We start from the raw sequence: 12,792 nt of genomic DNA on the forward strand, positions 1-12,792 counted from the left end.
CCCAATTAACACAGGAGACTTTGTGAACGTTGACCTTGTCGTCGTGGGTTCAGGCTTTTTTGGACTGACAATCGCTGAACGGGCCGCGACTGAACTCGGACTGAAAGTAGCTGTGCTTGACCGTCGCCACCACATTGGCGGCAATGCGTACAGCGAGAACGAAGCCCAGACAGGAATCGAAGTACACCGCTACGGTGCCCACCTGTTCCACACCTCGAATGAGCGGGTCTGGGAATACGTCAACCAGTTCACCGACTTCACCAGCTACGTTCACAAGGTCTACACCAGCCACAAGGGCGAGGTGTACCCGATGCCCATCAACCTGGGTACCATCAACCAGTTTTTCCGCGCCTCCCTTGGGCCGGCGGAAGCCCGTGCGCTGATTCAGGAGCAGGCCGGTGAGCTCGCAGGCACCGATCCGCAGAACCTGAACGACAAGGGGATTCAGTTGATCGGACGCCCGCTCTACGAAGCGTTCATCAAGTACTACACCGGGAAACAATGGCAGACAGATCCCAAAAACCTTCCGGCGGAGATCATTTCCCGGCTGCCTGTCCGCTACACCTATGACAACCGCTACTTTAACGACAAGTATGAAGGCCTGCCCATGAACGGTTACACGGCCTGGATTGAGCGGATGGCTGACCACCCCAACATCACTGTTGAACTGAACACAGACTTTTTCGACGCAGGGCACGACTACTCGCGTGCGAGTACTCTCGGCCAGGTTCCTGTGATCTATACCGGACCCGTTGACAGGTACTTTGACTACGCCGAGGGCGATCTTTCCTGGCGGACCATCGATCTGAAGGAGGAGGTCCTTCCCATTGAGGACTTCCAAGGGTGCTCGGTCATGAACTATCCGGACGAGGGTATGGACTTTACCCGCATCCATGAGTTCCGCCATTTTCATCCGGAGCGGAACTATACAAAAGACGCCACCGTTATCATGCGGGAGTATTCCCGCTTTGCGGAGAAGAATGACGAGCCGTACTACCCCATCAATACAGATGAGGACAGGAAAAAGCTCATGGCATACCGTGACCTGGCCAGCGGCGAAAAATCGGTGCTTTTCGGTGGACGGCTCGGAACGTACAAATACCTCGACATGCATATGGCAATCGGCTCCGCGCTGTCCATGTACGAGAACAAGATCAAGCCCCACTTCAGTGGCGGCGCCAAGCTGGAAAGCGGGGGAGTGGACGCATGAGCATGCCATCGGGATCGGAACATAAGAACGACGACGGCGAGACCTGGCAGCCACTGCAGCGTGTCATCCTGCCGAATCCGAGCGATCTGGACACGGCACCACTGTACGTGGACACCGGCAGTGCCATGAGCGTTCAACTCAATACGATGGACGGAAGCGCCGCACAGGGCGATCAAGCCTACTCGAGTGGCAGCGCCAAGGAAGTGCACGCGGAAGATTTCAGATCCAGGCGGTCCACCTCGGTCCGCCCGGGTGAGCGTGTTTCGTTCGGCACGTATTTCAACGCCTTTCCCGCGAGCTACTGGCGGAGGTGGACCACCGTTGAGGAAGTGAGGCTAAGCGTCTCAACCAGCGGGCGGGGAGGAGTGAGCGTCTATAAGTCGAACGCCCGGGGATCGTTGCAACATGTCGAGACCCAGCGGGTAATCGGATCCGCGGTGACTACCTTCGATCTTTCCCTCAAGCCTTTCGGCGACGGTGGCTGGTATTGGTTTGACCTCGTAGCCGGCTCCGAAGAATTCGTACTCAACGAAGCGGAATGGCAGGCGTCGGAGGAATCAAGGCCAAGTGGGCTGATCACGCTTGAGATCACAACTTTGAACAAGCCGGATTTCTGTCTCAACAATCTCCAGATTCTCGCAGGCAATCCAGAGGCGTTGGAGCCGTTGAAGGAGATTCTGGTAGTCGATCAGGGCACGCAGAAGGTCGCGGATCAGCCTGGATTTGCTGAAGTGGAGTCCGCGCTCCAAGGCAAGCTGAGGATCATCAATCAAGCTAACCTCGGCGGTTCCGGAGGTTTTGCCCGGGGGATGTATGAAGCCGTCGAGAATGGCAGCGATTATGCGCTGCTGTTGGACGACGACGTCGTGATAGAACCGGAGAGCATTGCCCGCCTGCTGACTTTCGCCGATCGGTGCAAATCGCCGACGATCGTGGGTGGGCATATGTTCGATCTCTACAACCGCACCGTCCTTCACACTTTTGGTGAAACAGTTAACCCGTGGCGGTTCCAACCGGATCAGCCTTTGGCGGAGCAGACTCTTGGCCACGATTTCGTCAGGTCCAGTCTGCGTCAGACCCCTTGGCTTCATCGACGCGTCGATGTTGACTACAACGGCTGGTGGATGTGCCTGATACCGACTGCCGTCATTCGCGACATCGGGCTGTCACTGCCCGTATTCATCAAATGGGACGATGCCGAATACGGTCTTCGTGCAAAATCCGCCGGCTACCCCACGGTATCCATGCCCGGCTCTGCCGTCTGGCACGTCTCTTGGATCGACAAGGACGACCTCGTCGGGTGGCAGGCATATTTTCATACCCGCAACAGGATGATTGCTGCCCTTATCCACAGCCCGTATGACCATGGTGGCCGCGTGGTCAGGGAATCCGGTTATATGGACATCAAGCACCTGATTTCCATGCAGTACTACACCGCCCGTGGGCGCATCATGGCGCTTCAGGATGTGCTGAAGGGGCCGGATCAACTGCATGATCTGTTGCCCACCAAGCTGACCGATATCCGCTCAATGGTAAAAAATTATCCAGACTCACAGTTTGAGGCGGATCCCGATGCGTTTCCGCCGCCGCGTATGGATAAACCGCCCCGCCGTGGACAGGGATTCAGAGCGCCTTCTTACACCACATTGGTGCCATGGGCAGCGAAAGTACTTGCCCGTCAGTTGAGCAAGCCAATTGCCCCTTCCAGTAAGGAAAGGCCTCAGGCATTCGTAGCGCACCAGGACAATAAGTGGTGGCGCATGGCCCAGTATGACAGTGCAGTGGTCTCAAACGCGGAAGGCAGCGGTGCGTCCTGGTATCAGCGGGATCCCCGCCAGCTCCGCTTGATGCTGACGGAGGCAGGCAGGCTGAACGCGGAGATCCTTCGAAACTGGCCGAAGCTGCGCGCCCAGTATCGCGCGGCTCTTCCGGAGATCACGTCATTCGAAGCGTGGAAGAAGACTTTCGAAGCGCACTCCGAGAAGAGCGACTAGGACTTGAACCACGAGGAACTCACCACACCTGGAATGGGCGGTGGTCTTAGAGATGTTGTCCGATCCCGGTTTCTTCTGAAGCTTTTAGTCTCCAAGGAACTAAAGGTCAGATACCGTGGATCGGTTCTGGGGATTCTGTGGTCCTACGTGAAACCCGGAGTGCAGTTTGTGGTCTTCTGGTTTGCCCTGGGAGTATTCCTTGGCATGAATAGGAACACTGAGAACTATCCGATCTACTTGTTCTCCGGAATTGTTCTTATTAACTTCTTCAGTGAAGCACTGGGTAACGCCTCCCGTTCCATTGTTGGAAATGGGGGACTGATTAAGAAGATCTATCTTCCGAGGGAGCTCTTTCCGGTCGCATCCGTGTGGGTCTCCGGGGTCCATTTTTTGCCGCAGCTCGTGGTGCTGTTAGCCGCCTGCCTGTTCTCCGGCTGGCGGCCCGGACTTGCGGAGGTCGCGGCTGCGATCGCAGGGTTCTTGATAGTTGCTCTGCTTGCCACCGGTCTTGGACTCTTCTTTGGCGCCGTCAACGTCTACTTCCGGGACTCAGAGAACTTCGTCGACATGCTGTTGATGATCGCCACCTGGGCATCACCGGTGCTCTATTCATGGACGATGGTGCGCGATGAGGTGGCAGCACCGGTACTGGCCGTTTATCAGGCGAATCCGCTGACCATCGCCGTCGAACTGTTTCACTTCGCGTTTTGGAAGCCGACCACTTCGGCGGCTGTAACCGATCAAGCCATTGCCGTGCCACCGGATCTGCTGGACTTCTGGCTCCCCATCGGACTCGTCACCTCAGTGATCGTCATCATCCTCGGTCAACTAACCTTCCGGCGGCTCGAAGGCCGCTTTGCCCAGGAGCTCTGACCCATGACAATCGCTATCGAAGTGCGCGGTGTTTCCAAACAATTTGTGCTGCGCCATACCCGCTCCATCAAGGAAGCCTTTGTATGGTTAATGAAGGGCCGCAAAGGAGATCTCTCCGAAAAATTTCATGCGCTGGCGGACATCTCGCTGGAGGTGGCCCAGGGTGAAACCGTTGCCCTGCTGGGTTTGAATGGCTCCGGAAAATCGACATTGCTCAAGCACATCTCGGGGGTCATGCTTCCGGACAGCGGCAGTGTCCGCACGCGTGGCAGAGTCGCCGGCCTGATTGAGGTCGGTGCGGGCTTCCATCCGGACCTCAGCGGCCGGGATAACGTCTACCTCAACGGTGCAATCCTGGGAATGACCGAAGAACAAATTGACGAACGGTTTGAGTCGATCATCGAATTTTCCGAGATCGGTCAGTTCATCGACACCGAGGTCAAGTTCTACTCGTCCGGCATGTATTTGAGGCTCGCATTTTCGGTGGCGGTGCATACCAATCCGGAGGTATTTCTCGTGGACGAGATCCTGGCCGTCGGGGATGAGCCGTTTCAGAAGAAGTGCCTGGCACGGATCAGGGAGCTCGCCGATGCGGGCACAACCCTGGTTGTGGTGAGTCACGATCTGGATCTGGTATCCACAATCTGCGACCGTGGGGTGCTTTTGGATCACGGTAAAATAATCCTTGACGGGCCCGTTGACCAAGTTGTTGCGCGATTGCGTGGAGCAGCTTAGCTGCGCCTCCGGCGCCGTACCACTCAGGCGCTATGGTCCGCACGCTGTGAGTTCGTACAGGCCGGCGTCCCCTTCGGAATCAACCAACTCGTAGCCAGCCTTGTCCTCTAGGTCCTCCACACCGGGATACACATGGTCGCCGACGTGCAGTTCAGGTCCATCGAAGTCCAGAACGTAGTAGCTGTTTTGCTGCTCGGCGATGGTGCAGATCTCCGGATCGGAATCTGCAAGATGCATGCGGTTCAGTAGTATCTCGGTCTCGGGGGAACCGGTGCTTCCCAAATGCGGTGTCAGCGTGGGGATCCCGGTAAGTGCATAGACTAATGCGGTTCCCGTCCAGGCGTTTCCGATAATCACGGCATCGTCTGGCACGTTGTTTGGAACGCGTTGGATAAGCGTAAGCTCATCGGTTGAAAGCAATGGCGAGTCGTCTGACAGCACATACGCTTTCCTGGCTGTTGCGACCGTGCTGTCAACCGCTGAACCTTGGGTCCCCATTACGAGGAGGGCGAGTACGACGACGCCAGCCAAGGCAGCAGGAACGGTGGACTCCGAACGACCCACCCTCCAAGGTACAAGAATCGTGCGGCCGATACCTTCAAACCGGCGCACGACAGATGAAACAATCCATGTTCCGCCCAGCATTGTGATCATGATGGTGGTCACTGGCAACAGCGCTGCCAGCCTGAAGCTGTCGTTGTACCAGGCGCCCGTGATAGCCGATCTAAAATCGTCCTGCGGGAAGGCTGAAACCACCATGAAAAGAAAAGCTCCAACAATAAATATTCCAAATGCCCACCAGCCGCCGCGGCGCATCGCGACGTGCAGAAGGCCGGCAATAGTCAAAGTCATGACAATCCAGGCAACCGGACGTTCCAAGGGTGCCGATGCCAATACTTCCCCTATCGCATGGGCCCGGGTCTGGTAAGGCTCCCAACCCGAGGCGGCTTCGCTGGGACGAAGCTCGAACCACAGCAGAACCGTGAAGCTCAGGTAGGCCAGAAGCAGGCCTGCGGGGAGCAGGTATCGTCCCGCAGGGGCGGATCGTGCGTGCAGCCGGCGCCAGTCCCGCACCAGTGCAACCGCCGTCATAGGAACTGCGAACGCGAGAAATGCCATGAGAGTGCTGGGATGCGCCAGCGCCACGCCCGGCAGGACACCGAGCAGTGCCATGACGGGAAGGAGAACCCCGCCTTGGTTATCCGCACTGAGGCGAAGAGCCATCGCCAGAAGACCGAGTACCGTCGGCAGGATCGCGATGGACAGGAAGTTGGGGTATAGCACACCAAAATCGAGCAGCAGATAGGGGAATGAAGGAAAAGCCGCCGCCAAGACTCCGGTCACTAGGAGGGGAATGGGCCGGTTCCCGGTCAGTCGGGTGCACAGGAACAAACATGAGAGCGGCCAAACCACAGCGGCGATGACAATGCTGGTCACCGTCGCTGCAACCGGGATCGTGGAACCGGTGATCTGAACCACAAGGGAAGCGTAGGCATGCCAAGCCGCCGGGTAGAAAGGAGTGCTTTCACCGTCGGTCGGCATGCCGCCCAAAGTAAGTGACGACGCGGAGCCGCTATCGGCCACGTACTGAAGCGCATTCAGATGAAATACGCCATCGTAGCTTTGGGAAATGTTGTCCGGACGGATGAATATCTCCTTGAGCCGGAGCCCAATGATCACTGCAGGAATTGTCAGTGCAGTGCCCACCGTCAGAGCACGGACCATCACAGGTCGTCTTGCGGACGAACCCGGGGGCGACGATTTTTCGGCGACTGCGCGGTTTCTCAGAATTCCGAATCGGTGCCATAAACGGCGTGTGACGATGCCCGCCAACGCCGTTAACGCAGTTGCTATTGCTACCACCCACACGCTCCAAGACACTTGGATGATGTTCGCCACGATCGCGAAGGTGGACATGATGGTGATCGTCAGTGGTGCAGCCAAAGCGCATGCTGTGATCCCTCGGGTGCCACATGACTTGGCGGCGAGGTAACCGGGGATGAACATTAGTGCCAGTGCGCCCGCAAGGGCGGGCACAGCCTGCCACCAAGTCATTGAATCAGTCTTCCCACGAGTATGAATACGTCTTCCACCATACAAGAGGCAGATCGCCCATCACGCTCTGCGGAGTCACCGGCGCACAACCACGGAATCCAACCGCCGGCACGCGAGGATGCGCCAGCAGGATTGGAAGCCCCTTCCCATCAGCCACTGGTTCGCTGCAGTTGCCGGATTTGAAGAGTAATCCGGGACGAATACTTGCATAATCCCGGCACGCTTGCCGGTCCGGGCGAATGATTGCGGTGACCATTATGCGATACTTGCGTGGTGAGTCGCACTTGGATCGTCATCCCTCTGTTCAACGAGGCCCCCATTATTGGCTCCGTAATCAAGGACCTTCTCCCGGTCTTCCCGCATGTCGTTTGTATCGATGACGGAAGTACCGATACATCGGCCAGGGCCGCCCGGGAGGCGGGCGCGGTCGTCGTGCAACATCCCGTGAACCTTGGGCAGGGGGCGGCGTTGCAGACAGGCTTTGAATACGTGATGAACGATCCCGAGATGTCCTGCGTGGTCACCTTCGATGCCGATGGGCAACACCGGGTGGCCGATGCTGCGGACATGGTGCGCAGGGTGCAGTCGGGCGAGGCGGATGTTGTCCTCGGATCAAGGTTTTTGGATGGGCGAACCAAGATCGGTCCTGTCAAAAGATTGGTGCTGCGCACGGCTGCACTCCAGACCCGCTGGAGCACCGGGATGCACCTCACGGATGCACACAACGGTCTGCGGGTCATGAGCAGGCAGGTGGTTGGAAGCATCCATCTGACGCAGAACCGTATGGCCCATGCCTCTGAGCTGATTGACCTTCTATCGAAACTGAAACCCCGCTGGACCGAACACCCGGTGGAGATCATTTATACCGAGTACTCAAAGTCCAAGGGGCAATCCCTCCTCAACTCCGTCAATATTATGGCGGACCTGCTCTTTAGGTAAATGAAATGCTAATCGTCGTTCAGATAGTCCTGGTCCTCGTCGTTGTCTTGTTCTCTTTGGTGTTAATCAGGGGCGGCTCAAATGCCAAGCACATGGCAGTGCGCCGGATCATGGTCCTTCTGTTCGCAGCTGCGGCGGTTCTGTCCATATTCTTTCCCACACTGCTCAGTCAGATTGCCCGGCTCGTAGGCGTAGGCCGGGGCACGGACCTCATGCTTTATGCGTTCATCGTGTCGTTTCTGGTCTACATGTCGACAACACACCAGCGGTTCCGGCAGATGGAGGCCACGTTGACGAAACTCACCCGGCGCATAGCGCTTGACGAAGCGGAGAGGCCGTGGGAATCCGTTCGATCCGGCACCCAGGCACTTGACGCCACCGGTGATTCGAACCACGGCAGCCGGGATACCCTTCGATAAGTATGAAATCACTCATTTGGATCAACCGTCAGCTGCTGGCGGTCCTACCCGACTCGGCCCGCCGGTTTCTCATTCGGTACGCGATCCTTTCGTCGTCTCTATCGCTGATCGATATCGTTGCGCTGGGTCTCTTGGCCCTCACGATGTCAAGCATCATCTCCGAAAATCCGTTGCAGCTGGGCCCGGTAACCATCGATTCTGTGAGTGATTACGGAATTGTGCTCGCTATTTTCTGCTCGTTGGTAATTATCAAGAGCGCGCTGAACGTACTCCTGCTGCGTCTCGCGACTTCGCGGTTCGCGGCGCACGAAGTGGCAATAGGGGACCGTCTGTTGTCGGCGTATATGCGGGCACCCTGGGTGGACAGGCTCAAGCGAAATTCTTCTGAACTTGTCCGCTCGGTGGATTCGGGCGTCTCTTTGACGGTTTCGGGTGTGCTGATGCCATCTATGGGACTTGCAGGCGAGATTGTGTCTGTTCTTGCAGTGGTTGCAGTTCTTTTCGTGAGCAACTGGATCACTGCGGTGACGGCAATTATCTACCTTGGTCTGGTGGCGCTGTTCCTGTCGCGGGGAATTTCGAAGCGTGCGGTCGCAAACGGCCGGCGGAACAGGCAGTTCTCGCTGAGAACAGTGCGGTTGATTACCGAGGCTATGGGCGCACTAAAGGAAGTGACACTCAAGGGTGCGACGGAAGACGTCGAAAAGGCGGTCCACGCCAACAGGATTCATTCCTCCAAAGCACGCGCGATGGCTATATTCCTGGGGCAGGTTCCACGCTTTGTCCTGGAGTCCGCCTTGATCGGTGGATTCCTGCTGGTTGGAGTAGTGGGCATGCTCACGAGCCCTGCGGGAGTAGACCCGGTGACAAATACTCTCGCCGCAATAGCTCTCTTTGGCGTTGCCGGTTTTCGTGTTGTTCCCTCACTGACCCGCTTTCAGGCGATCCTTTCCCAGGTCCACTCAAGCACGCCGTTCGCTGAGCAGGTGCTGGACGATATCAAGGAAGCAGAAGCAAGGGCCAAGGATGAGGAATCTCCTGATCAGTCCGAATTGCCGGCGGGTGTGCCCAACATAGTGCTCACAAACGTCACATTCAGTTATCCCCATACCGCGTTGCCTGCCCTCAGCAATGTAACGATGTCTATTCCGGCAGGTTCCAGGGTTGCGGTGGTCGGATCCTCAGGCGCAGGAAAGTCCACGCTGATCGATCTGTTGCTGGGGTTGCTCTTGCCAAGTTCGGGAGAGGTCCTGATTGGTGGAGTGCCGATGCGGGAAGTGTTGCATTCATGGCGCTCAAGGGTGGGTTATGTGCCGCAGGAGGTCTCTCTCTTTGATGCCTCGATTGCGCAGAATGTAGCTCTTACCTGGGATCCGGACGAGGTCAATCCGGACCGCGTGCGACGTGCGTTGACGCGTTCACAGATGCTGGAAGCTGTAGAGGCCAGGCCTGACGGCATTTATGGCATGGCGGGGGAGCGCGGCATGGCCTTGTCAGGCGGCCAAAGACAGCGGCTTGGAATAGCCCGGGGGCTGTACGCGGACCCCGCGGTACTCGTTCTGGACGAAGCTACGAGCGCCCTCGACACCTCCACGGAGGCCGCCGTCACGGACGCCATCCGCAACCTCGCGGGCAGCGTCACCACAATCACTGTGGCCCACAGGCTCTCAACGATCAAGGACAGCGATGTGGTGTTTTTCTTTGCGGACGGACGGCTGGCCGCCCAGGGTACATTCGAGGAAGTCATCGCGCAGATGCCGGACTTCGCCCGACAAGCAGCGCTGGCCGGTCTAGCGTGATGAAGGACTCCGCGTTCACTCTTGCGCCGAACTGAAAGTGAGTTTATGACCGAGCAAAGGTCCGTTCCAGAGCGCCCACGCGTACTTGTGCTGTCATTTTCCGTCCTTCGAAAGGATCCGAGAGTGCTGCGCCAAATTGCCATGTTCAAGGACTTTGCCGACATTGTGTCGTGTGGGTACGGCGATGCCCCGGACGGGGTGGTTGAGCACGTTGGTATACCAGAGCGCTTCGACCGGCATCCCTGGCGTTCGGACCGCAAGCGGCTCGCTGTGCTCTTGAGCGCCCGGCGTCACGAGCAACTGTACTTCGGGTCGGAGAAAATCCGCTTCCTGCGCGACGCGATTCCCGCCGAAAGCGTCGATGTTGTTGTAGCCAATGATGTTCTCGCGGTGCCGCTGGCAATTGCGCTGAGCCCTCGAATGGGCGTTCACGCCGACCTGCATGAGTATGCGCCCCGCCAGGGTGAGGATAGCCGCCGCTGGAGGCTGCTCACGGCGCCCTTCATGGACTGGGCCTGCCGAAAGTATGTGACCCGGGCAGATTCCGTTTCCACCGTTGCGAAAGGGATTGCGGAGGAGTATGCGTCGGTCTATCGCATAGCCGAGCCATCGGTTGTGCCAAATGCCTCCCCGTATGCGCCGGAGCTCTCACCAACACCGGTCGGCGATCCGCTGCGGATCACCCACATTGGCGTGGCCGGCCGCAGCCGCAGACTTGAAGTAATGATCGATGCAGTGGCGCAGGCGAATGAACTGAAGCCCGGGGCCGTGGTTTTTGACCTGGTCCTGGCTCCGGGGGACCGGACTTACATCGAAGAACTCACACGCAAAGCGGCCTCAGTGCCAAACGGTGCGGTGCGGGTGCTACCACCAGTGGAGTTCGATCAGATTGTTGCGCAACTTCACCGCTACGATATTGGCTTTTACCTCTGTCCTCCGATTAATTTCAACATGCTAAACGCCCTTCCGAACAAACTGTTCGAGTTTGTTCAGGCGCGTCTTGCTGTTGTTATTGGTCCGTCTCCGGAGATGCGGCGCGTCGCTGAAGAGTTCGGCTTCGGGATTGTCTCGACCAGCTTCGAAGCACAATCGGCTGCCAAACTTCTGGCGGGCCTGACCCTAGAGCAGGTGGGCGACCTGAAGAAGGCAGCGCACGAGGCGGCGCCACGCTTGAGTGCCGACGCTGTTTCGGGACCGTGGATCGACGCCGTACGCAAGTTGGCTGGAGTATCGTGACAGAGCAGACTATGAATGAATCACCCGAGATCTCGCGGCGCCCGCGCATTCTTGTGCTTTCTTTTTCGACCATCATCCGAGACCCAAGGGTCCTGCGGCAGATTCAGTTATTCAAGGAATCCGCCGATGTCGTTTCATGTGGCTATGGTGTGGCACCTGAGGGCGTAGTCAAACACATTGAAATTCCGGAAGCGCATAAATCATGGCGGCGCAGCTACAAACACGTTGCCCTGCTCCTTGCACTACGCGCCCACCACCGTCTTTACTTCGGCTCCGAGAGAGTGCGCTTTGTACGTGATCATGTTCCCGAACAGAGCGTTGACATTGTGATCGCCAACGATGCCCTCGGTGTTCCGCTGGCGCTCGCGCTGCAACCACGTCTGGGCGTCCATGCCGATCTACATGAATATGCACCGCGTCAGGGTGAAGACAACCGCCGATGGAAGTTGCTCATTGGCCCCTTGATGGACTGGGCCTGTCGTCAACACGTGACCAAAGCAGACTCGGTATCGACCGTAGCCAAGGGTATCGCCGAGGAGTATTCCTCCGTCTATGGGATACCCGAGCCCACGGTCGTCCCCAACGCCGCAGTTTACGATAGGCGCTTCGCGCCAACTCCGGTGGAATCGCCGCTACGCCTGATCCACACAGGAGCGGCCGGCCGCGGCCGGAAGATCGAAGTAATGATTGATGCCGTGGCGCAGGCCAACAGTCTCAAGGCCGGTACAGCAACCCTCGACGTGGTTTTGGTTCCCGGCGAACAGCGCTATATCGACGAACTTGCAGTGCAGGCCGCGGTCGTGCCGGACGGCGCGGTTCGCATGGTGCCACCGGTCAGTTTCGACCAGATAGTGCCAATGCTTCACGGCTATGACATCGGCATCTTCTTGTGTCCCCCAAGCACATTCAATTTGCGCCACGCACTGCCGAACAAGCTCTTTGAGTTTGTCCAGGCTCGCCTCGCGGTGCTGATCGGTCCTTCTCCGGAGATGGAGCTCGTTGTACGCAGGCATAATCTCGGGTGGGTCGCGGAAGACTTTGATGCGGCGTCTACTGCGCGCCTGCTGGTCGGGCTGACTTCAGAGGAAGTCGTCGCGATGAAGCGGGCCTCACATGACGCGGCCGAGGAACTGGGGGCGGAGAGAGTGTCGGAGCCCTGGACGGATGCTGTACAGAACCTGCTTCGAACGTCCCGATGAGTAACGCGGGGAACCTGATCCGTGCCATGCACGTGCACGATGCAGCCAGTGTTGGACACAACCTGGTAGCAGCCGCGCGGGAGCAGGGACTCCCGTGGTCCATGAAAAGTATTCCCTGGTACTACAGGAATCAATGGCGCGGACTAATCAAGCACCCGGTCTTGAGAGCCCGTCCCATAATCTGGGACGGCACGCTCGCGCTGCAGAGCCTGCGGACCGACGTCGTGCATGTCCATACCGGCGGTCTCTCCCCGCACACGCGCTGGCTGCGTTGCCCATGGGTACTTCACCTGCACGGCACCGACGTCCGCACCCGCCAGTATGAGCCGGCTT

General features: G+C 58.0%; 11 protein-coding genes. 10 read left to right on the forward strand and 1 reads right to left on the reverse strand.

Annotated elements, in window-relative coordinates; all coding sequences use genetic code 11:
- Positions 1-22: 22 nt before the first annotated feature.
- From glf to Y708_RS0107600, 4 genes are read left to right on the forward strand one after another with little or no spacing between them, the layout of a single operon-like run.
- Positions 23-1,210, forward strand: a complete 1,188-nt coding sequence (gene glf, locus Y708_RS0107585; RefSeq protein ID WP_028279460.1) for a UDP-galactopyranose mutase — start codon at positions 23-25, stop codon at positions 1,208-1,210.
- Positions 1,207-3,204 (forward strand): glycosyltransferase, encoded by a 1,998-nt coding sequence (locus Y708_RS0107590; protein ID WP_028279461.1) that lies wholly within the window; start codon positions 1,207-1,209, stop codon positions 3,202-3,204. Before glf ends, Y708_RS0107590 begins: the two co-directional genes overlap by 4 nt.
- Positions 3,205-3,237: 33 nt before the next feature.
- The gene (locus Y708_RS0107595) at positions 3,238-4,077 is read left to right on the forward strand and encodes an ABC transporter permease (protein ID WP_051478803.1); all 840 of its coding nucleotides are present in this window, start codon (positions 3,238-3,240) and stop codon (positions 4,075-4,077) included.
- Between the two features lie 3 nt (positions 4,078-4,080).
- A complete protein-coding gene (locus tag Y708_RS0107600) occupies positions 4,081-4,812 on the forward strand; it encodes an ABC transporter ATP-binding protein (RefSeq protein ID WP_028279463.1) in 732 nt (243 codons plus the stop codon).
- 30 nt (positions 4,813-4,842) lie between these two features.
- On the opposite strand, the gene Y708_RS0107605 is transcribed toward Y708_RS0107600, so the two are convergent.
- Positions 4,843-6,867 (reverse strand): DUF6541 family protein, encoded by a 2,025-nt coding sequence (locus Y708_RS0107605; RefSeq protein WP_028279464.1) that lies wholly within the window; start codon positions 6,865-6,867, stop codon positions 4,843-4,845.
- 273 nt (positions 6,868-7,140) lie between these two features.
- Here Y708_RS0107605 and Y708_RS0107610 point away from each other — a divergent pair, with 273 nt between their 5' ends.
- The 6 genes from Y708_RS0107610 to Y708_RS29725 all read left to right on the forward strand — a co-directional run.
- Entirely contained in the window at positions 7,141-7,806 is a 666-nt protein-coding gene (locus Y708_RS0107610; RefSeq protein WP_028279465.1) for a glycosyltransferase family 2 protein, read from the forward strand.
- Between the two features lie 5 nt (positions 7,807-7,811).
- Positions 7,812-8,225, forward strand: a complete 414-nt coding sequence (locus Y708_RS23650; RefSeq protein ID WP_051478805.1) for a DUF2304 domain-containing protein — start codon at positions 7,812-7,814, stop codon at positions 8,223-8,225.
- A gap of 2 nt (positions 8,226-8,227) precedes the next feature.
- Positions 8,228-10,024, forward strand: a complete 1,797-nt coding sequence (locus Y708_RS0107620; protein WP_028279466.1) for an ABC transporter ATP-binding protein — start codon at positions 8,228-8,230, stop codon at positions 10,022-10,024.
- A 123-nt stretch (positions 10,025-10,147) separates the two neighbouring features.
- Complete coding sequence (locus Y708_RS0107625; RefSeq protein ID WP_051478806.1) at positions 10,148-11,260, forward strand: glycosyltransferase family protein; 1,113 nt, start codon at positions 10,148-10,150, stop codon at positions 11,258-11,260.
- Positions 11,261-11,271: 11 nt separating this feature from the next.
- Positions 11,272-12,459: a glycosyltransferase family protein gene (locus tag Y708_RS0107630; protein WP_155853774.1), complete on the forward strand. Its 1,188-nt coding sequence runs from the start codon at positions 11,272-11,274 to the stop codon at positions 12,457-12,459.
- Positions 12,456-12,792: hypothetical protein (locus tag Y708_RS29725; RefSeq protein WP_035775652.1), on the forward strand; the 337-nt coding region annotated here is incomplete at its 3' end. The genes Y708_RS0107630 and Y708_RS29725, both read left to right, overlap by 4 nt.

Origin of the sequence: Arthrobacter sp. H5 (assembly GCF_000520595.1) — a bacterium.
In the GTDB taxonomy this organism is placed as follows: domain Bacteria; phylum Actinomycetota; class Actinomycetes; order Actinomycetales; family Micrococcaceae; genus Arthrobacter_D.